The organism is Actinomycetospora endophytica (genome assembly GCF_021026375.1).
In the GTDB taxonomy this organism is placed as follows: Bacteria; Actinomycetota; Actinomycetes; order Mycobacteriales; family Pseudonocardiaceae; genus Actinomycetospora; species Actinomycetospora endophytica.
This window is the reverse complement of record NZ_JAJNDB010000003.1, coordinates 505,119-524,751: the sequence shown is the minus strand read 5'-3', so window position 1 is coordinate 524,751 and position 19,633 is coordinate 505,119. Positions and strand designations below refer to the sequence as shown.

The following is a 19,633-nucleotide window of genomic DNA, read 5'->3' as shown; positions in this document are numbered from 1 at the left end:
GCGACGTGACCGTCGTCGGGCAGGTCGGCACGCTGCTGGCGGAGCTCGGGGTGGGACGCGCGTTCGGCGTCGTCGGGAGCGGCAACTTCCACGTCACGAACGCGCTGCGGGCGGCCGGCGTCGACTACGTCGCGGCCCGCCACGAGACCGGCGCGGCGACCATGGCCGACGCGTATGCGCGCACGTCCGGCGAGGTCGCGGTGGTGACCGTCCACCAGGGCTGCGGGCTGACGAACGCGCTGACCGGGATCGGCGAGGCGGCGAAGTCGCGGACCCCGCTGCTCGTGCTCGCGGCCGACACCCCCGGTGCCCAGGTCCGCTCGAACTTCCGGGTCGACCAGGACGCGCTGGCCCGCTCCGTCGGCGCCGTCGCCGAGCGGGTGCACTCGCCGGCCTCGGCCGCCGCCGACGTCGTGCGGGCCTACGGCACCTGCCGGGACCAGCGGCGGACGGTGGTGCTCAACCTCCCGCTCGACGTGCAGGCCGCGCCCGCCGTCGCCGGCGTCGCGCCGCGGCGCGTCACCTGGGCGGCGCCACGGCCGGACGCGGGCGCGGTCGGCCAGCTGGCAAGGCTCCTCGACGACGCCGAACGGCCGGTGTTCGTCGCGGGGCGGGGCGCGCGCGGGGCCCGGACCGAGCTCGAGGCGCTGGCCGACCGGTGCGGGGCCCTGCTCGCCACGAGTGCCGTGGCGCACGGGCTCTTCACCGGGTCGCCGTGGTCGCTGGGCATCTCCGGCGGGTTCTCGACCCCGCTGGCCGCGGAGCTGATCACCGACGCCGACCTGGTCGTCGCGTGGGGCGCGTCGCTCACGACGTGGACGACCCGCCACGGCGATCTCGTCGCGCACGCGGTCCTCGTCCAGGTCGACGACACCCCGGAGGCGCTCGGCGCGAACCGCCCGGTCTCGCTCGGGGTGCTCGGGGACGTGGCGTCGACGGCCCGGGACGTGCTCGAGGTGGCGGGCAAGGCGACGGGGTACCGCACCGAGGTGGTCGGCGAGCGGATCCGTACCGACGCCCGGCACCCGGCTCCGACGGAGGTGCCCGGCGAGCGGATCGACCCGCGCGTGCTCTCCGCCGCCCTCGACGAGCTGCTGCCCGCCGAACGCACCGTGGTGACCGACTCCGGCAACTTCATGGGCTACCCGGCGGGCTATCTCCGCGTTCCCGACGAGGCCGGGTTCTGCTTCACCCAGGGGTTCCAGTCGATCGGGCTCGGGCTGGCGACCGGGATCGGTGCCGCCCTCGCCCGGCCGGACCGGGTGCCGGTCGCGGCCTGCGGGGACGGCGGGTTCCTCATGGGCATCTCCGAGCTGGAGACGGCCGTCCGGCTGGGGCTCGGCCTGGTGATCGTGGTGTACGACGACGCCGGGTACGGCGCGGAGTTCCACCACTTCGCCGGCGACGACCACGCGACCGTCCGCTTCCCCGACACCGACCTCGCGGCGATCGCGCGCGGCTGCGGGTGCGACGCGGCGGTGGTCCGGTCGACGGCGGACCTCGCGATCGTGGGGGAGTGGCTGGCCGGGCCGCGGTCGGCGCCGCTGCTGCTCGACGCGAAGGTGATCAGCGACGGCCCCTCGTGGTGGCTGGCCGAGGCGTTCAAGGGTCATTGAGGCGCCGCGATCAGCGCTCCTGGAGGTCGGTACCGGTCGTCGCCGTCCCGCCCGAGGCCTCGACGGCGGGGTGGGCGCCCGCGCCGATGTGCCCCTCCAGCCGGATGCGCTGGACCATGTGGGGGTAGTGCAGCTCGAAGGCGGGGCGCTCGGAGCGGATTCGCGGCAGCTCGGTGAAGTTGTGCCGCGGCGGTGGGCAGGACGTGGCCCATTCCAGCGAATTGCCGTGCCCCCAGGGGTCGTCGACGGTCACCGGGCGCCCGTAGCGGTAGCTGGCGAAGACGTTCCAGATGAACGGCAGCGTCGAGGCACCGAGGATGAACGCGCCGATCGAGGAGATCGTGTTGAGCAGCGTGAACCCGTCGGTGGGCAGGTAGTCCGCATAGCGGCGCGGCATGCCCTCGTTGCCCAGCCAGTGCTGCACCAGGAAGGTCGTGTGGAACCCGATGAACGTCGTCCAGAAGTGGTACTTGCCTAGGCGCTCGTTCATCATCCGGCCGGTCATCTTCGGGAACCAGAAGTAGATGCCGGCGTAGGTCGCGAACACGATCGTCCCGAACAGGACGTAGTGGAAGTGGGCGACCACGAAGTACGAGTCGGACACCTGGAAGTCCAGCGGCGGCGCGGCCAGCAGGACACCGGTCAGGCCACCGAACAGGAACGTCACCAGGAAGCCGACCGAGAACAGCATCGGCGTCTCGAAGGTCAGCTGCCCCTTCCACATGGTGCCGATCCAGTTGAAGAACTTGATGCCGGTCGGGACGGCGATCAGGAAGGTGGTGAAGGAGAAGAACGGCAGCAGTACGGCGCCGGTGGCGTACATGTGGTGCGCCCACACCGCGACCGACAGCGCGCCGATCGACAGCGTCGCGTAGATCAGGGTCCGGTAGCCGAACAGCGGTTTCCGGCTGAAGACCGGGAAGATCTCGGTGACGATGCCGAAGAAGGGCAGCGCGACGATGTAGACCTCGGGGTGTCCGAAGAACCAGAACAGGTGCTGCCAGAGGATCGTCCCGCCGTTGGCCGGGTCGAAGATGTGCGCCCCGAGGTGGCGGTCGGCCTCCAGGGCGAGCAGCGCCGAGGTCAGGATCGGGAACGCGAGCAGGATCAGGATGGCGGTCACGAGGATGTTCCAGGTGAAGATCGGCATCCGGAACATCGTCATGCCCGGGGCGCGCATGCAGATGATCGTGGTGGTGAAGTTGACGCCACCCAGGATGGTCCCGAGCCCCGAGACGACGAGTCCGACGTCCCAGAGATCGAGTCCGATGCCGGGGGAGAAGGTGATGTCCGAGAGCGGGGTGTAGGCGAACCATCCCGCCGAGGCGGCGCCGCCCGGGGTGAAGAACCCGGAGATCACGATGATCCCGCCGAACAGGAACAGCCAGTAGGAGAAGGCGTTGAGCCGCGGGAACGCGACGTCGGGGGCGCCGATCTGCAGCGGCACGATGTAGTTCGCGAAGCCGAACAGGATCGGCGTCGCGTACAGCAGCAGCATGATCGTGCCGTGCATGGTGAAGAGCTGGTTGTACTGCTCGACCGAGAGGATCTGCAGGCCCGGCTGGGCGAGCTCGGCGCGCATGAGCAGCGCCATCAGCCCGCCGATGAGGAAGAACGCGAACGACGTGACCAGGTAGAGGATCGCGATGTCCTTCGGGTCGGTCGTGCGCAGCATGTGCGCGAATCGCGTGCCACGCTTCGAGACGCGGGCCGGATAGGGCCGGGTCACGATCGGCTCGGGCGCGATGGTCGCCACCGTGTCACCTTCTTCGTCACCGATGTCTTCCGCGCTGCCGCTCGTCGGAATCGAGCCCGGCGTCAGCGGGAGTGGCGTGAGCCACAGTGCACCGGGTCCGGTAGCCGTGACAAGCGTCGGGGCGGCCGCGCCCCACTGCCGCGGTGGAGGATCCCGGCCAGGTCACGGAGAGGTCACGATTCTCGTGATCTCCGGTCCCGGGGGCCACGCTCGCAGGGTGTCCCGGTTCAGCGGATACCTCGCGCCGGCCGTCGCCGCGGCGTTGCTCGCCGCGCTCGTGGCCGGTGTCGCGCTGGGCCGCATCGTCGTCCCGGACGTGGTCGCGCTCCTGCTCGAGGCGACCGTGGCCATCGCGGTCGTCGTCGGCGAGGTCGTCTTCCAGAGCCGTCGGTAGTCGCCGGCGGCCCGGAGGTGACGGCGCGGCGATGACGGCCCGGCGACCCGCGCCGTCATCACCGCGGCGGGCCCTAGACGAACCCGACGGACAGGTTGACCATCCGCAGGCCGGCGTCGACGTGCTGCCCCTCGAGGGTGGAGAAGTCGGCGAAGGTCTCCTCGAGGGCCCAGGCGGCGGCGTCGGTACCGCTGCGCCAGATCCCGGTCAGGCCCTTGAGCGAGGTGATCTCGCACAGTCGCAGCCCGGCAGCGCTCTGGCGGCTGTCCTCGTTCTTGAACTCGGCGTTGCTGGGGATGCCGCGCCGCACCCACTGGGCCCCGGTTCCCAGGTCGGAGCGCCAGACCCCGTAGTAGAGGCCCTTGTCGAAGTCCTGCTGGAGAGTCTGCAGCCGCATCCCCTCGTTGAAGTGCTGCTTGTCGGTGACGAAGAGGTCGTCGATGCTCGGCGTCCAGCGGATCTCCTGACGGCCGGTGCCGGTGCGCCAGACCGCGTCGTGCCGCCCGCCGGCCACGCGCAGACTGACCAGTCGCATGCCCTCGTTCAGGCACTCGGTGTCGTGGCGGACGAAGTCGTCGCGGCTCAGGCCGATGTAGCAGACCTGGCCGTCGTTGCCGGGATGCCAGACCGCGGAGATGCCGCCGTTGGTGTCGAGGCTGACCATGCGCATGTCGCGCTCGAACAGGTCCTTGCCCTTGACCTCGAAGTCGGCCAGCGAGAGCCCGGTGTACCAGGTCTCCTCCCCGCTGCCCGATCGCCACACGCCGTTGAGTCGCTTGTTCGCCATGGTCGTTCCTCCGGATTCGGTGCGATGGATGCCGAGCCCCGGGAACGGGGCGGCGGGAATGGCGGTGTTCTCACTTCTCGACGAAGACCAGGTCGAGCAGATCCGCGTCGAGGGCGACCCGGGGGCCCTGCACGTGGATCAGGTCGGCGAGCGTGACCCGCCGGCCCTTCACCTCGACCTCGTCGTTCTCGCTGAATTCGCCGGAGGTGGCGGTCTCGAGCCATTCCCGGAAGCTGCCGGCAAAGCCGTGGCCGCGGGCGGTGAGGTGGTCGGTGGCGCGGCGGAAGAGCTTGGGCAGGATCAGCACGCCCTGCTCGCCGATCGAGGCGCGGTCGACGAGGTCGAAGCCGCGCGAGTGGTCGTCGGCCAGACGTTCCGGGCGGTGGTGTTCGACGTCCGGGCCAGGTCGGTGAACCAGTCACGCAGCGCGGGCTGGGTCGAGGTGTAGACCGTCGTGTAGGCGCGGCCGGTGGGGACCATGTGGGCGTTGACGGTCTGTGCGACGTGGGCGTCCTCGAGGTCGACGACCTGACCCTCGGACCAGGGCAGCGGCGGGTCGAGCGCGCGCAGGTTCGTGAACAGGTAGCAGACCGGGCGGCCGTGGGTCTCGACGAGCTTGGCCGCGATGAGCGCCGTGCGGTCGAGCGGTTCCGCGGCGGTGACCGTGCCGGAGGGCCCGTAGGTGACGCCGGTGAACCCGGCGAAGGCGACCAGCTCGTCGCGGGCGGCGGCCGCGAACGGCTGGTGCTGCCCGGCGTAGTGCGTCTCCGGCGCGTCGATGGCGTCGAGGCGCAACTGCACGCTGCCGTCCGTCGCCGACGGTTCGATGCGGTCGCCGTTCGGCAGTCCGCGCAGCGTGTCGATGTCGTCCGGTACGAACCGGATGGAGTCGCCGTCCGGCGACTTCCCCAGAATCCTCACCGTGCCGATCGCGACGGTGAACTGCTCCCCGAGTACTCCCATGCCCGATAGGATGCGGAGTCCCGATTGCTGCCGACTGTAGTCACAAGGCGCTATGGGCGCCGGAATGCGTAGCTCGAACGGTCTAAGGACGACGCTTTCGGAGGCGGTAGGAAGGCACAGGGTGACCCGTCGGCGCGTGGATGCTGAGGAGTCGGGCCCCGGTGCGGGCGCGCTGAAACACCGCGATCGCCGTGTGTCAGGATCGCCGCATGGCCGAGGGCACCGACGTCGCGGACGAGACCGAGAACGACGAGACCGCGACCGAGCCGGAGGCCGCCGCGGAGCGTGAGCCGGAGGTCGGTGGCCCGCTCGTGGCCGTCGGACTGGTCGTCAAGCTCGTGACGGTCCTCTTCGCGCTGGCCCTCGTCGTCCACCTGGTGATCGCGGTCTTCACCGAGGACGCGCAGGGCGGCTTCCTCGACTTCCTCGCGGGTGTCGCGGGCTATCTCGCACTCGGGATCGACAAGCTCGTCAACTTCTCGACCGAGTCGCTGCAGAACCTCGTCGGCTTCGGGGTCCCGGCGATCCTGTGGCTGGTCATCGGGGTGGTCGTCGAGCGTCTCCTCCGCGCCGTCGCGTCGCGACGCGCCTCGGTCTGACCGCAGCGGCGGCGGTGCCAGGTCCGGTGCCCCCGGAGCGGGCGATGCGGTTGCCGGTGCGGCAACCGAGTCACGGTGACTCGGTCGGACGAGAACGGTTCGTGCTCCGGAGACCCTGACCGACGGTGAGCCCACCCGGAGAGGAGATCCGGGATCAGGTCGGCGGCGGGCCCTCGATGAGGTGCACCGACGCCGAGATGATCAGGTAGATGCCGAATGCCCCGGCGGCGATCACGACGATCGTGCGCCCGTACCGGCCGAGCCAGGTGTTGACCGCCGTGACCACGCGGATCGTCTGCTCCGGCCAGATCGCGTGGGCGATGACCGGGATCTCGATGACGAGCATGTAGATCGCCGCCACGAGCAGCACGCTGAGGATCGTGAGCAGCACGCTCTCGTGGGCCTTGGCGATCGCGTGCAGCGACGCCAGGTACAGCGGCGACGGCGAGTACATCAGCAGGCCGATGGCCAGCAGCCCGAGCAGCCCGAGCTCGCGGCGCTCCTTCGCCGCCTTCGGCCCGCGGGGCGGCCGGAACCAGACGTAGAGCGCGGAACCCAGCAGCACGATGCCCAGGGCGAGGTCGACCCACGCGGGCACCGTGCGGTGCGGGCCGCGCTCGACGCCGGTGCCCTGGAGGATGAACACCAGCGCGAAACCGACGCCGAGGGAGGCGATGACCGCGCCCGCGATGAAGATCAGGGCCCGTCGGCGCGGCTGCGGACTGACCAGCAGGAAGGCCACGAACAGCAGCCCCGGCGGGTAGAGCGCGGCTCCGAACGCCGCGGGTACCGCTTCGCCCAGCATCGGATCTCCTGCCGCTCTCAGGTGCCGGGGGCGCCGGCGGCGCCCGCCACGGTCGTGCCGTCGCGCTCCGCGCCGTTCCCGACGCCGAGGCGGCGCCGGAAGACGTGGTAGGTCCACCCCTGGTAGGCCAGGACGACCGGCAGCATCACCCCGGCGACGACGGTCATCACCCCGAGCGCGTAGGGCGACGAGGCCGTGCCGGCGACGGTGAGGTCGTTCGCCGGCGACGTCGTGGACACCAGGACCCGCGGGTAGAGCTCCCCGAAGATCGACGCGACGACCGCGGCGATCGTCAGGGAGGTCGCCCCGAAGGCGAGGCCGAGGCGTCGCTCCCGGACCAGCACGGCCGCGGTGATGACCGCGAGCACCGCGAGCAGCTCCGGGACCGAGATCAGGACGCCGCGCCCGGAGACGATCTGCGTCGCGACGGCGAAGCCCAGGACGATCACCCCGGTGACCGGCGCCAGCACCCGGGCGGCGAGCACGGCCCGCTCGCGCACCTCGCCGTGGGCGCGCAGGTCGAGGAACACCGCACCGTGGAGCAGACAGAGCGCGGTCATGGTGATCCCGACGAGCAGCGCGTACGGGCTGAGCAGCGAGCCGATGTTGCCGGTGAACTCCCCGGCGGCGTCGACCGGCACCCCGTGCAGCAGCCCGCCCAGCGAGACGCCGAGGACGAACGGGATCACCGCGCTGCCGACGGTGAGCGTCGCGTCCCAGACCCGGCGGCCCCGCGGACCGGCCACGTGGCTGCGGAACTCGAACGAGACCCCGCGCAGGATCAGCCCGACGAGCGTGACGAGCATGAGCGGGTAGAAGCCCGAGAGCACCGTCGCGTACCACCCGGGGAACGCGGCGAACATCCCGGCGACGGCCACGATCAGCCAGACCTCGTTGCCGTCCCAGAGCGGACCGATCGCGCCGACGGCGTCCCGGCGGCCCGCCTCGTCGCGCCCGAGGACGCCGTGCAGCATCCCGACGCCGAAGTCGAAGCCCTCGAGCAGGAAGAACCCGGTCCAGAGGACGGCGACGGCGACGAACCAGAGCGTGGCCAGCGACATCGGTGCTCCTCGTCAGTAGGTCGGCTGGAACGCCGCCGGGTCGTCGGTCGGTCCGGACGGCACCCCGTCGTCGGGACCCAGGTCGGCCACCGGATCCAGTTCCTTGCGGGCGAAGCGGGCCATGAGGAGCCAGTCGACGACCGCCAGCGCGCCGTAGAGCAGCACGAAGACCCCGAGGCTGGCGGCGATGGTCCCGATCCCGACGGTGGGCGAGGCCGCGTCCCGGGTGAGCAGCAGCCCCTGGACGATCCACGGCTGCCTGCCGTTCTCGGTGAGCATCCAGCCGGCCGTGTTGACCACGAACGGCACCGGGATCGCCCAGATCGCGATGCGCAGCAGCCACGGCGACTCGACGAGCCGACGGCGGCGCCAGAACGCCCACACGCCGAGCAGCAGGAGCAGCCCGCCGAGGTAGGCCATGACGCGCATCGACCAGTACTGGACGAAGACGTTCGGGATGTAGTCGCCCGGGCCGTACTGCGCCTGGTACTGCGCCTGGACGTCGTTGAGCCCGACGACCTGCCCGTTCCAGGAGTTGGTGGCCAGCAGCGACAGCAGGTGCGGGACCTGGATGACCTTCGTGGGCGTCTCGTCGCGGTTGCCGCCGCCCACCTGGAACAGCGAGAAGGAGCACGGCTGACAGGTGGTCCACTGCGCCTCGGCGGCGGCGATCTTCATCGGTTGGTACTCGCCCTCGGTCACCCCGAGCTCGCTCCCGACCAGCAGCGCGAGCATCGCGGCCGGGACGAGGACCCCGATCGCCAGGCGGGCCGAGCGGGTGAAGGCCTCCGGGCTGGAGCCCCGCCGCAGGTGCCACGCCGAGATCCCGAGCATCACGACGGCGGCCGTCACCGCGGACGCCAGGAGCACGTGCAGGTAGCCGCGCAGGAAGACCCCGTTGGTGAGCAGGGCCCAGATCGAGGTGAGCTGGGCGTGCCCGGTCGCCGGGTCCAACTGGTAGCCGACCGGGTGCTGCATCCAGGAGTTGGCGGCCATGATGAACGCGGCCGAGAGCGCCGACCCGACCGCCACCGCCCAGATCGTCGCGAGGTGGACCCGCTTCGACAGACGTCCCCAGCCGAAGACCCAGAGCCCCAGGAACGTCGACTCGAGGAAGAACGCGACCAGTCCCTCCATCGCCAGCGGCGCCCCGAACACGTCGCCGACGAAGCGGGAGTACTGCGACCAGTTCATCCCGAACTGGAACTCCTGGACCAGCCCGGTGACCACCCCGACGGCAATGTTGATCACCAGCAGGGTGCCGAAGAAGCGGGTCAGCGTGAGGTGCTCGGAGCGCCCGCCACGGTGCCAGGCCGTCTGCAGCATGGCCGTGAGCAGGGCCAGCCCGATGGTGAGCGGGACGAAGAGGAAGTGGTAGATCGACGTGGTGGCGAACTGGATCCGGGCCAGCTCCACGGCGGTCACGCCGGGCTGCCGTCCTGGCGACCGTCGGACGTGCGGCTGCCTGCGGCAGCGGCGCCCGCCAGCTCGGGGGACGGGGTGCCCTCACGGCCCGCCCGTGGCGCGGGCACGGCCGGCGTCGGGATGGACGTGGGGTCCCACCGGGGCCCGGTCCCGCGCCGGTCGAGCGCGGCGTCGAGCGTCACGGCGGCGTCGATGAGCGAGAGGTGGGTGAACGCCTGCGGGAAGTTCCCGATCTGCTCGCCGGTCAGGGCGATCTCCTCGGAGAACAGCCCGACGTGGTTGGCGTAGGTCAGGATCTTCTCGAAGGCGAGCCGGGCGTCGTCGAGGCGGCCGGCCCGGGCCAGCGCGTCGACGTAGGTGAACGAGCAGAGCGAGAAGGTCCCCTCGGATCCCCGCAGCCCGTCGGGCGACGCGCTGGGGTCGTAGCGGAAGACCAGGCCGTCGGTGACCAGCTCTCGGTCCATCGCGCGCAGGGTCGACTGCCACAGGGGGTCGTGCGGGCTCAGGAAGCCCACCGTCCCCATCCGCAGCAGCGCGGAGTCCAGCACGTCGGTGGCGTAGTGCTGGACGAACGCCTGCTTCTCGGTGTTCCACCCCCGCGACATGATCTGTTCGTAGATGGCGTCGCGGGCGGCGATCCAGCGCTCGAGCGGGGCGGGCCGGGCGCGTGAGGTGGCCAGGCGGATCGCCCGGTCGAACGCGACCCAGCACATCAGGCGGCCGTAGGTGAAGTCCTGCCGGCCGCCTCGGCTCTCCCAGATGCCGTCGTCGGGCTGGTCCCAGTTCTCGGCGAGCCAGTCGAGCAGCCCGGACAGCGCGGTCCAGCCGATGTGGCCGATCCCGATGCCGCGCTCGTCGGCGAAGAAGATGCTGTCCAGCGCCTCGCCGTAGATGTCGAGCTGCAGCTGCTCGGCCGCCGCGTTCCCGATCCGGATCGGCAGCGACCCGCGGTAGCCCGACCAGCCCTCGAGGTTCGCCTCGGGCAGGTCGGCCGTCCCGTCGACCGAGTACATGATGTTGAGCGGGTTGCCGGGGGTGCCGCTCCGCTCGATGACCCGGTCCCGCAGCCACAGGCAGAACTCGGCCGCCTCCTCGATGAAGCCGAGCCCGAGCAGCGCGTAGACCGAGAACGAGGCGTCGCGCACCCAGGTGTAGCGGTAGTCCCAGTTCCGTTCGCCGCCGACCTGCTCGGGCAGGCCCGCGGTCGGGGCGGCGACCAGCCCGCCGGTCGGCGCGTAGGTCATCAGCTTGAGGGTGATCGCCGAGCGCTGGAGGACCTCCCGCCACCGGCCGGTGTAGGTCGAGCGCGCCAGCCAGGACCGCCAGAACGCCACGGTGTCGTCGAAGAGCTGCTGGAACTCGGACACCCGGATCTCGCGCGGCGGGCCCGTGGCGGCGGACTCGAGGACGACGCCGCGGACCTGCCCGGCCACCAGGGGCAGCGTCGCGCGCGCGTGTCCGTCGCTGATCTGCGCGGTCGCCAGCCGCTCGTCGCCCGGCTCGCGGACGACGTGCACCGTCAGGGACATCTGGTCGGTGGTGAACACGACCCCGGCGTCGGACAGGTGGGTGTCGTGCTCGCGGCGGCCGTAGTCGAACCGCGGGTAGATGTCGAACTCCAGCGACATCCGGCCCCGGACGCATCGCAGCATCCGCGCCAGGCGGTGGTTGTCGGTGGCCTCGCGACCGGCGACCGGCATGAAGTCGTGCACCTCGCAGACCCCGGACGCGGTCATGAACCGCGTGATCAGGATCGCGGTGTCGGGGTGGTACATCTGCTGGGACGTGTAGGGCTCGCCGACCGGTCGCACCCGGAAGTGGCCGCCCCGCTCGTCGTCGAGCAGCGCCCCGAAGACGCTCGGTGAGTCGAAGCGCGGGCAGCAGAACCAGTCGACCGACCCGTCGGTGGTGACGAGCGCCGCGGTCTGCAGGTCGCCGATCAGCCCGTGGTCGGCAATGGCCGTCTCGGTCATGGTTCGTCGCCTCCGTGGCGCCCACGTGTCGGGCGCCTCGGGCATCACGGTGGCCGCGTCCGGAGCGTCGCCGCATCACCCCCGGAAGACGACCGGGCCCTCGCCGTCGTCCGGTGACGGCGGAGCCCGGTCATCCCGAGCAGGTGATGTCGGCCCGCCCGCCGCGCTGCGACCGTCGCCGGACCAGGAGCAGCCGGACCGGTCCCACCGGGGACCCGGAAGGGAGGCCGCGATGGTCGAGAGCAGGCACTACGACGTCATCGTCATCGGGAGCGGAGCGGGCGGCGGGACGCTCGCCCACCGCCTCGCCCCGTCCGGGAAACGGGTCCTCATCCTGGAGCGGGGGGACTACCTCCCGCGGGAACGCGACAACTGGGACTCCACCGCGGTGTTCGTGCGCGGCAAGTACCGCGCCCCCGAGTTCTGGTACGACAAGGACGGCAACGAGTTCCCGCCCGAGGTCAACTACTACGTCGGCGGCAACACCAAGTTCTACGGGGCCGCGCTGTTCCGGCTCCGCCCGCAGGACTTCGCCGACCTGCGGCACTACGGCGGGGTCTCGCCGGCCTGGCCGATCGGCTACGACGACCTCGAGCCGTACTACACCGAGGCCGAGCACCTCTACCTCGTGCACGGCGCCCACGGCGAGGACCCGGGGGAGGGGCACGCGAGCGCGCAGTACGCCCGCCCGCCGGTAGCCCACGAACCCCGCATCCAGCAGCTGTCCGACGACCTGGAGAAGCAGGGACTGCACCCGTTCCACCTGCCGATCGGCGTGAACCTCACCGCGGACGCGCACGGCGGGGCGGCGCACGGCAGCGCGTGCATCCGGTGCGACCGGGTCGACGGCTTCCCCTGCCTGGTGAACGCGAAGTCCGACGCCCAGGTCATCGCCGTGGATCCGGCGCTGCGCCACGACACCGTCGAGATGATCACCGGCGCGCGGGTGGACCGGCTCGTCACCGACCCGACGGGGCACAGCGTCGCCGGGGTCGTCGCGGAACTCGCCGACGGCGGACGCGTCGAGTTCGGCGCGGACATCGTCGTCGTCTCCGCCGGCGCGGTGAACTCGGCGCTGCTGCTGCTGCGCTCGGCCGACGACCGCCACCCCAACGGGCTGGCCAACGGGTCGGACACGGTCGGGCGGCACTACATGCGCCACAACAACGTCGCCGTGATGGCCGTGTCGCGGGAGCCCAACCCCACGCGCTTCCAGAAGACGCTGGCGCTCCACGACTGGTACCTCGGCTCGGAGGACTGGGACCACCCGCTCGGCGGGATCCAGATGCTGGGGAAGTCCGACGCCGAACAGATCCGCGCGAACGCACCGCACTGGGCCGGGGTGATCAGCCCCGAGATGCCGTTCGAGGAGCTCGCCCACCACGCGGTCGACTTCTGGCTCTGCGCCGAGGACCTGCCCGAGCCGGAGAACCGGGTCACCCTCGACCGCGCCGGCCGGGTCCACCTCGCGCTCGACGAGAAGAACAACGTCGAGCCGCTGAAGCGGCTGCGCCACCAGCTGCAGAGCAGGCTCGGTGATCTCGGGATGCACCAGGACCACCTGGTGCACCACAGCATCTACATGCACAAGGGGATGCCGATCGGGGCCACGGCCCACCAGGCCGGCACGGTCCGCTTCGGTACCGACCCCGCCAGCTCGGCGCTCGACGTGCACTGCCGCGCGCACGAGCTCGACAACCTCTACGTCGTCGACACCAGCTTCTTCCCGAGCATCGGTGCCGTGAACCCGTCGCTCACCGCGATGGCCAACGCGATGCGCGTCGGCGACCACATCCTCGATCGACTTCGCTGACCGGGTCCGCGGAGAGGAGCACGAACATGGCATCCGAACGGGTCGACGCCCTGGTGATCTTCGGAGCGACCGGGGACCTCGCGAAGCTGGAGACCTTCCCGGCGCTGGTCGGGCTGGTCGACCGCGGCGTGCTCGACGTCCCGGTGGTGGGCGTGGCGCACAGCGGCTGGGGCCTGGAGCAGTTCCGGTCGTACGCGGCCGCCTCGTTGCGGCTCAACGGCATCGACGAGCGCAGTCCGGCGGCGGTGCGGATGCTCGGGCTGCTGCGCTACGTCGACGGCGACCTCGACGACGACGCGACGTACGCGGCGATGTCCCGCGAGATGGGCGACGGGAGCCGGGCGCTGTTCTACCTCGAGGTCCCGCCGCCGCTGTTCGGTCGGATCGCGCGCGGGATCGCGTCGGCGGGCCGGGCCACGGGCGCGCGGATCATGGTCGAGAAGCCGTTCGGCACCGACCTGGCGACCGCGCAGTCGCTGAACAGCACCATGCGGGAGGTCTTCCCCGAGGAGGCCCTCTACCGGGTCGACCACTGGCTGGGCCTCGACCCGGTCGAGAACGTGCTCTTCGCGCGCTTCGCGAACTCGATCCTCGAGCCGCTGCTCAACCGCGACCACGTCCAGAGCATCCAGATCACGATGGCCGAGGCCTTCGACGTCGCGGACCGCGGCCGGTTCTACGACCGGACCGGAGCGATGCGCGACGTCGTGCAGAACCACATGCTGCAGGTGCTGGCGACCGTGCTCGCCGACCCGCCCGACGGCCCGGGCCTCGCCTCGTGGCGGGCCGCCAAGGCGCGGGTGGTCGAGTCGCTCGCCCCGCTCTCGCCCGCGACGACGGTGCGCGGCCAGTACGAGGGCTACCACCAGGTGGAGGGCGTCGAGCCGCACTCGACCACCGAGACGTACGTGGCGCTGCGACTCGCCGCGGACTCGTGGCGGTGGGCCGGGGTACCGCTGCTCATCCGGGCCGGCAAGTGCATGCCCGTGACCGCGACCGAGGTGCTCGTGCGGTTCCGGCCCGCGCCGCACGACGTCTTCGGCCTGCGGCCGACCCCCGCGACGAACGCCCTGCGGTTCCGCGTCTGGCCGGAGACCGAGGTCGGCCTGACGCTGGCCGGGAAGAAGCCCGGCGCCGGGTGGGCGGCCGAGCACGAGGAGCTCTCGTTCGCCGCGCGTCCGGGATCGGACATGCGGCCCTACGACCGCCTCATCGGCGCCGCGCTCGACGGCGACCGGTGGCTCTTCGCCCGCCAGGACACCGTCGAACAGGCGTGGCGCGTGGTCGCGCCGGTCCTCGGGGACGCCGTCGAGGTCCACCCCTACGGGGTCGGCACGTGGGGGCCGAAGGAGGCCGAGGGGCTGCTGCCCGACGGCGAGGGCTGGCACGACCCGGCCGGTCCCCGGTGACCACCGCCGAGGCGCCCTCGGGGAGGCGCCACGTGGTCGTCGTGGGCGGCGGATTCGCCGGGCTCTTCGCGGCGCGGGCGCTGCGCCGGGCCCCCGTCGACGTCACCCTCGTCGACCGGGCCCAGCACCACCTGTTCCAGCCGCTGCTCTACCAGCTGGCCACCGGGATGCTCTCCGAGGGACAGATCGCGATCCCGCTGCGCCGGCTGTTCGCCCACCAACGGAACGTCCGGTGCGAGCTCGCCGAGGTCGTCGACGTCGACCCCGCCGCCCGGTGCGTGGTGGCGGTCCGGCCCGGCGGGACCCACGTCGAGATCGACTACGACGAGCTCGTGGTGGCGGTCGGGGTGCGGCAGTCCTACTTCGGGCACGACGAGTTCGCCCGGTGGGCGCCCGGCATGAAGACGATCGGCGACGCGCTCGCCATCCGACGGCGGGTGTTCGGCGCGTTCGAGATGGCGGAGACGACGACGGAGCCCACCGAGAGGCGCCGCTGGCTGACGTTCGCCCTGGTGGGGGCAGGACCCACCGGGGTCGAGCTCGCGGGCCAGATCCGCGAGCTCGCCACCCGCACCCTGCGTCACGAGTTCCGCAGCATCGACCCGGAGGAGGCGCGGGTCCTGCTGTTCGACGGTGGCCGGATGCCGCTGGCGTCGTTCGGGCCGACCCTGTCGCGCAACGCGAGCCAGGCGCTCGACGAGCTGGGCGTGGAGGTCGAGATGGGGTCGGTCGTGACCCTCGTCGACGCCGACGGGCTCGTCGTCCGGGACGCCGACGGCACCTCGACCCGCCACTCCGCCGGCACCGTCCTCTGGACCGCCGGCGTCGAGGCACCCCCGGTGATCACCGCGCTCGCCGCGGCCACCGGAGCCGAGCGGGACCGGGCCGGGCGGATCCGGGTCGGTCCGTACCTGACGGTCCCCGGCCACCCCGAGATCGCGGTGATCGGGGACGCCATGAGCGTCGACGGGCTCCCGGGGGTGGCCGAGGTCGCGATGCAGGCGGGCTTCTACACCGGGCGCCGGATCGGGCACGCGGGCCGGGGCCGGCCGTTCCGGTACCACGACCTCGGCTCGGCGGCCTACATCTCGCGGGGCCGCGCGGTCGTCTCCGCCGGGCGGGTCCACCTCACCGGCGTGCCCGGGTGGCTGGCCTGGCTGTTCGTGCACATCGCGTTCCTGACCGGCTACCGCAACCGGCTCGGCGCCGTCCTGAGCTGGGCGACCACGTTCGCCCGCGACATCCGGCGGGAGCGGGCGTTCGCCCCCGGCGGGATCGACCACGGCCGCGAGGGCGCCACCCCGGCCCTGGTCGATCCGCCCGGCGACGTCCCCTCCCGAGGGCCCGCCGTCCCCCGGTGACCGTCCTCGACCGGCGGGCCCTGCCCTACGTGACCGCGGCCCGCCTCGACATCGGGCTGACCGCGCTGGCCGGCGTGCTCACCGCCGGGCTGATCATCGTGCAGGCGGGGCTGCTCGCCGACCTCGTGACCCGCGCCTTCCTCGGCGGCGAGGGGCTCCACGACCTCGCCGGGCTGCTGGTGGCGCTCGGGGTCGTCGTCGCCGCGCGCGCCCTGCTCGGGTGGCTGGGCGAGGTCTCCGCCCACCGGGCCTCGGCCGCCGTCACCCGCAGCCTGCGGACCCGGCTGCTCGGCCACGTCCTTGCCGTGGGACCGCGACACCCGGGACTGCCACCGGGCGGTGAGCTCGTCACGCTGGTCGGCCGGGGCGTCGACGGTCTCGACACCTACGTCCGGCGCTACCTGCCCGACCTGATCGTCGCGGTCGTCGTGCCCGTCGCGGTGGCGATCCGCATCCTGACCGCCGACCCGGTGTCCGCCCTGCTCATCGCGGTGACGGTGCCCCTGCTCCCGGTCTTCATGATCCTCATCGGCCTCCACACCCGGGACGCCGTGGGCCGGCAGTGGCGCACGCTCGCCGCGCTCGGGCACCACTTCCTCGACCTCGTCGCCGGGCTGGACGTGCTCACCGCCTTCGGGCGGGCGCGGCGGCAGCGCGGCGAGATCGCGCGCGTCGCGGACCGCTACCGCCGGCTGACCCTGCGCACCCTGCGGACGGCGTTCCTCTCGTCGGTGGTCCTCGAGGTGCTGGCCACGCTCTCGGTCGCCCTGGTCGCCGTCTCGGTCGGCCTCCGCCTCGTCGAGGGCCGGCTCGATCTCGCCACCGGCATCCTCGTGATCGTCCTGGCGCCGGAGGTCTACCTGCCGCTGCGCCGGATCGGCGCCCGCCACCACGACAGTGCCGAGGGCCTCGCCGCCGCCGACGACGTGGCTCGGGTCCTCGCCGTCGCGCCGGCGCCGAGCGGCGGGCGGCCGGCCCCGGATCCGTCGACGACGACGCTGCGCCTGGACGGGGTCGGGGTGGAGGGGCGGGCGGGCCCGGTCCTCGACGACCTCTCGCTCGACCTCGCGCCGGGGGAGATCCTCGGCATCGCGGGCCCGAGCGGGGCCGGGAAGTCGACGCTCGTCGACGTCCTCCTCGGGTGGCGTCCGCCCGACCGCGGTCGGGTGCTCGTGGGCGACGTCGACCTCACCGGGATCGACCGGGCGGCCTGGTGGGCCCGGGTCGCCTGGGTCCCGCAACGGCCGGTCCTGGTCGGCGGCACGATCGCCGACAACGTGCGGCTCGCGGCTCCGGGGGCGACGAACGCCGCCGTCGCCGTCGCGGCGCACACCGCCCGGCTCGACCTGGACCTGGGCACCGACGTCGGCGAGCTCGGCCGGGCACTCTCCACCGGCCAGCAGCGCCGGGTCGCGCTCGCCCGCGCGCTGCTCGCCGATCGACCGCTCCTGCTGCTCGACGAGCCCACCGAGGGCGTCGACGCCGACACCGAGGCGGCGATCCTCGACGCGCTCCCCGCCGCCCTGGCCGGTCGCAGCGCCGTGGTGGTCAGCCACCGGAGCGCGGTGCTCGGTCGCTGCGACCGGGTCGTCGCGCTGCCCGGCCCCGTCCACGATCGGCCCACCCCGCCGTCCCGCCCGGAGCCGGAGAGCCGCGCCGAGCCGCCGTCGGAACCCTCGAGCGGTGTCACCGCGGGACCCGCCCCGGCCGGAGCCGACGGTCCCCTCCGCTGGCTGCTCGCGACGGCGCGGCCCCACCGCGCCCGGCTCGCCGGCGCGGTCCTGGCCGGCAGCCTGGCCCTGGGCTGCGCGGTCGCCCTCACGGCCACCGCCGCCTGGCTGATCTCCGCGGCGGCCCTGCACCCGCCGGTGCTGACCCTCATGGTGGCGATCGTCGCGGTGCGGGCGTTCGGGCTGGCCAAGGGCGGATTCCGGTACCTCGAGCGGCTCGCCTCCCACGACGTGGCCCTACGGACACTGGCCGACCTGCGCGTCCGGGTCTGGGACGCGCTGGTCCGCCTGGGCCCGGCGGCCACCGGCCGGCTGCGCCGGGGCGACCTGCTGGCCCGGCTCGTCGGCGACGTCGACGCCCAGCAGGACGTCCTCGTCCGCTCGCTCGTCCCGGGTGCCTGCGCGGTCGTCGTGGGCGCCGCCGCGTCCCTGGCGCTGGGGCTGGTCCTCCCCGCCGCCGGCGTGGTGCTGCTGCTCGGCCTCGTCGTCGCCGGAGTGGTCGCGCCCGCCGTGACGCTGGGCGCGGTCCGGGCGGCGGCGGGCCGCACCGCGGCCGCCCGCGGGGCCGTGAGCGCCGCCGTCGTCGAGCTGCTGGTCGCCGGTCCCGACCTGACGGCCTTCGGCGCCGCGCAGCGGCGCCGGGCCCGGATCACCGCGCTCGACGACCGGCTCGCCGCGCTGACCCGCCGCGCGGCCGCCGGCACCGGGCTCGGCGGTGCACTCGGCACCCTCGCGATCGGCGCGAGCACGGTGGGCTGCGGCGTCGTGGGGATCGTCGCCCTGCGCGCCGGTGACCTGCCCGGGCCCGCGCTCGCGGTACTGGTCCTGACCCCGCTCGCGCTGGCCGAGGTCGTCGCCGGGCTGCCGGACGCCGCGGAACGGCTCGCCGCGGGCCGGCAGGCCGCGCGGCGGCTCGCCTCCCTGGAGAGCGCTCCGCCGACCGTGGCCGAGCCGGCCGCCCCGCGCCCCGCGCCGGCGGGGGAGCGGCTGGCCGCGCACGCGCTCTCGGTCCGCTGGCCGGGCACCGACCGGGACGCGGTCGCCCACCTGGACCTCGACCTGCGCCCCGGCGGGCACCTGGCCGTCAGCGGCCCCTCCGGGTCGGGGAAGAGCACGCTGATCGCGGCCGTCATGCGCACCCTCGACATCGGCGGCGGCGCGCTCCTCGTCGACGGGACCGACGCCCGGGAGTTCCTCGCCGACGACGTCCGGAGCCGGATCGCGTGGTGCGGTCCCGGCGCGCACCTGTTCGACGGGACCCTGCGCGCGAACCTGCTCGTGGCCCGCCCGGACGCCACCGAGGCGCAGCTGGCGCACGCGCTGCGGCGGGCCGGCCTGCGCTCCTGGTCGCAGGGCCTGCCCGACGGTCTCGACACCCGGCTCGGCGGAACCGGACCGGGGGTGTCCGGCGGCGAGCAGCAGCGCCTCGGGATCGCCCGCGCCCTGCTCGCCGACCACCCCGTGCTGGTGCTCGACGAGCCGACCGCGCACCTCGACGCCGCGAGCGCCGAAGCGCTGTGCGCCGACCTGGTCGAGCTCTCCCGGGGCCGGACCATGCTCGTGGCCACGCACCGGCCCGGGGAGCTGGCCGGGTTCCGGGAGATCCGGATGGCTCACATGTGCGCGGCGACCTCGCCCATCTCCGTCCACTCGGTGTCGCCGATGTCCTGATAGACGATCTTCGGGACGCGCGCGACCACCGACGGGAGCCAGCCGAAGAACCACTGGGCGTGCTCCGAGGAGACGTGGGCCTGACCGGCCGCGTCGTCGACGTAGTTCGCGACGACCACGAACTCGTTGCCGCCCTCCACGCTCTCGTAGCAGGTGAAGTGCCGGCTGCCCGGTTCGGCGCGGACCTGCGCGCAGTACCGCGTGATGCCCTCCACGAACTGGGCGCGCCGGTCCGGGCGGACATCGATGCTGATCACGATGAAGATCACG

General features: G+C 72.9%; 16 protein-coding genes. 7 read left to right on the top strand and 9 right to left on the bottom strand.

Annotated elements, in window-relative coordinates:
* The first annotated feature begins 5 nt into the window (after positions 1–5).
* Positions 6–1,616 carry a thiamine pyrophosphate-binding protein gene (locus tag LQ327_RS17795; protein WP_372460697.1) on the top strand — a complete coding sequence of 537 codons (1,611 nt, stop codon included), beginning with the start codon at positions 6–8 and terminating at the stop codon, positions 1,614–1,616.
* 10 nt (positions 1,617–1,626) lie between these two features.
* Here the strand turns inward: LQ327_RS17795 and ctaD are convergent, their stop codons facing one another.
* The gene (ctaD, locus tag LQ327_RS17790; RefSeq protein ID WP_230736052.1) at positions 1,627–3,372 is read right to left on the bottom strand and encodes an aa3-type cytochrome oxidase subunit I; all 1,746 of its coding nucleotides are present in this window, start codon (positions 3,370–3,372) and stop codon (positions 1,627–1,629) included.
* A 217-nt stretch (positions 3,373–3,589) separates the two neighbouring features.
* Between ctaD and LQ327_RS17785 the strand changes: the two genes are divergently transcribed.
* Complete coding sequence (locus LQ327_RS17785) at positions 3,590–3,766, top strand: hypothetical protein (RefSeq protein WP_230736050.1); 177 nt, start codon at positions 3,590–3,592, stop codon at positions 3,764–3,766.
* Positions 3,767–3,839: 73 nt separating this feature from the next.
* On the opposite strand, the gene LQ327_RS17780 is transcribed toward LQ327_RS17785, so the two are convergent.
* The 3 genes from LQ327_RS17780 to LQ327_RS17770 form a co-directional block, all read right to left on the bottom strand.
* A complete protein-coding gene (locus LQ327_RS17780) occupies positions 3,840–4,553 on the bottom strand; it encodes a hypothetical protein (RefSeq protein ID WP_230736048.1) in 714 nt (237 codons plus the stop codon).
* A gap of 70 nt (positions 4,554–4,623) precedes the next feature.
* A complete protein-coding gene (locus tag LQ327_RS17775; protein WP_230736046.1) occupies positions 4,624–4,860 on the bottom strand; it encodes a hypothetical protein in 237 nt (78 codons plus the stop codon).
* Entirely contained in the window at positions 4,854–5,516 is a 663-nt protein-coding gene (locus LQ327_RS17770; RefSeq protein ID WP_230736044.1) for a hypothetical protein, read from the bottom strand. The genes LQ327_RS17775 and LQ327_RS17770 overlap by 7 nt, the downstream gene beginning before the upstream one ends.
* 209 nt (positions 5,517–5,725) lie before the next feature.
* Between LQ327_RS17770 and LQ327_RS17765 the strand changes: the two genes are divergently transcribed.
* Positions 5,726–6,115, top strand: coding sequence for a hypothetical protein (locus LQ327_RS17765; protein WP_230736041.1), 390 nt, complete (start codon positions 5,726–5,728; stop codon positions 6,113–6,115).
* A 154-nt stretch (positions 6,116–6,269) separates the two neighbouring features.
* On the opposite strand, the gene LQ327_RS17760 is transcribed toward LQ327_RS17765, so the two are convergent.
* From LQ327_RS17760 to LQ327_RS17745, 4 genes are read right to left on the bottom strand one after another with little or no spacing between them, the layout of a single operon-like run.
* Complete coding sequence (locus LQ327_RS17760) at positions 6,270–6,920, bottom strand: GAP family protein (RefSeq protein ID WP_230736039.1); 651 nt, start codon at positions 6,918–6,920, stop codon at positions 6,270–6,272.
* A 17-nt stretch (positions 6,921–6,937) separates the two neighbouring features.
* The gene (gene cydB, locus LQ327_RS17755) at positions 6,938–7,981 is read right to left on the bottom strand and encodes a cytochrome d ubiquinol oxidase subunit II (RefSeq protein ID WP_230736037.1); all 1,044 of its coding nucleotides are present in this window, start codon (positions 7,979–7,981) and stop codon (positions 6,938–6,940) included.
* A 12-nt stretch (positions 7,982–7,993) separates the two neighbouring features.
* Positions 7,994–9,406 (bottom strand): cytochrome ubiquinol oxidase subunit I, encoded by a 1,413-nt coding sequence (locus LQ327_RS17750; protein WP_230736036.1) that lies wholly within the window; start codon positions 9,404–9,406, stop codon positions 7,994–7,996.
* Entirely contained in the window at positions 9,403–11,379 is a 1,977-nt protein-coding gene (locus LQ327_RS17745; protein WP_230736034.1) for a glycoside hydrolase family 15 protein, read from the bottom strand. Before LQ327_RS17745 ends, LQ327_RS17750 begins: the two co-directional genes overlap by 4 nt.
* Before the next feature lie 232 nt (positions 11,380–11,611).
* Here LQ327_RS17745 and LQ327_RS17740 point away from each other — a divergent pair, with 232 nt between their 5' ends.
* The 4 genes from LQ327_RS17740 to cydD are packed head-to-tail and all read left to right on the top strand — an operon-like array spanning position 11,612 to position 19,363.
* Positions 11,612–13,192, top strand: a complete 1,581-nt coding sequence (locus LQ327_RS17740) for a GMC oxidoreductase (protein WP_230736032.1) — start codon at positions 11,612–11,614, stop codon at positions 13,190–13,192.
* Between the two features lie 26 nt (positions 13,193–13,218).
* Positions 13,219–14,601 carry a glucose-6-phosphate dehydrogenase gene (gene zwf / locus LQ327_RS17735; protein WP_230736030.1) on the top strand — a complete coding sequence of 461 codons (1,383 nt, stop codon included), beginning with the start codon at positions 13,219–13,221 and terminating at the stop codon, positions 14,599–14,601.
* 32 nt (positions 14,602–14,633) lie between these two features.
* Positions 14,634–15,962, top strand: coding sequence for an NAD(P)/FAD-dependent oxidoreductase (locus tag LQ327_RS17730; protein ID WP_230736028.1), 1,329 nt, complete (start codon positions 14,634–14,636; stop codon positions 15,960–15,962).
* Positions 15,959–19,363, top strand: a complete 3,405-nt coding sequence (cydD, locus tag LQ327_RS17725) for a thiol reductant ABC exporter subunit CydD (RefSeq protein WP_230736026.1) — start codon at positions 15,959–15,961, stop codon at positions 19,361–19,363. Before LQ327_RS17730 ends, cydD begins: the two co-directional genes overlap by 4 nt.
* Here cydD and LQ327_RS17720 read toward each other — a convergent pair.
* On the bottom strand, positions 19,306–19,632 hold the full coding sequence (locus LQ327_RS17720) for a putative quinol monooxygenase (RefSeq protein WP_230736024.1): 327 nt from the start codon (positions 19,630–19,632) through the stop codon (positions 19,306–19,308). The genes cydD and LQ327_RS17720 overlap by 58 nt on opposite strands.
* Between the last annotated feature and the right edge of the window lies 1 nt (position 19,633).

What these genes read in the sequence shown, in the direction of transcription:
- LQ327_RS17760 (WP_230736039.1), bottom strand. Translation starts at nt 6,920, where the DNA reads ATGCTGGGCGAAGCGGTACCCGCGGCGTTCGGAGCCGCGCTCTACCCG.
- zwf (WP_230736030.1), top strand. Translation starts at nt 13,219, where the DNA reads ATGGCATCCGAACGGGTCGACGCCCTGGTGATCTTCGGAGCGACCGGG.
- LQ327_RS17740 (WP_230736032.1), top strand. Translation starts at nt 11,612, where the DNA reads ATGGTCGAGAGCAGGCACTACGACGTCATCGTCATCGGGAGCGGAGCG.
- LQ327_RS17780 (WP_230736048.1), bottom strand. Translation starts at nt 4,553, where the DNA reads ATGGCGAACAAGCGACTCAACGGCGTGTGGCGATCGGGCAGCGGGGAG.
- LQ327_RS17745 (WP_230736034.1), bottom strand. Translation starts at nt 11,379, where the DNA reads ATGACCGAGACGGCCATTGCCGACCACGGGCTGATCGGCGACCTGCAG.
- LQ327_RS17770 (WP_230736044.1), bottom strand. Translation starts at nt 5,516, where the DNA reads ATGGGAGTACTCGGGGAGCAGTTCACCGTCGCGATCGGCACGGTGAGG.
- cydB (WP_230736037.1), bottom strand. Translation starts at nt 7,981, where the DNA reads ATGTCGCTGGCCACGCTCTGGTTCGTCGCCGTCGCCGTCCTCTGGACC.
- LQ327_RS17765 (WP_230736041.1), top strand. Translation starts at nt 5,726, where the DNA reads ATGGCCGAGGGCACCGACGTCGCGGACGAGACCGAGAACGACGAGACC.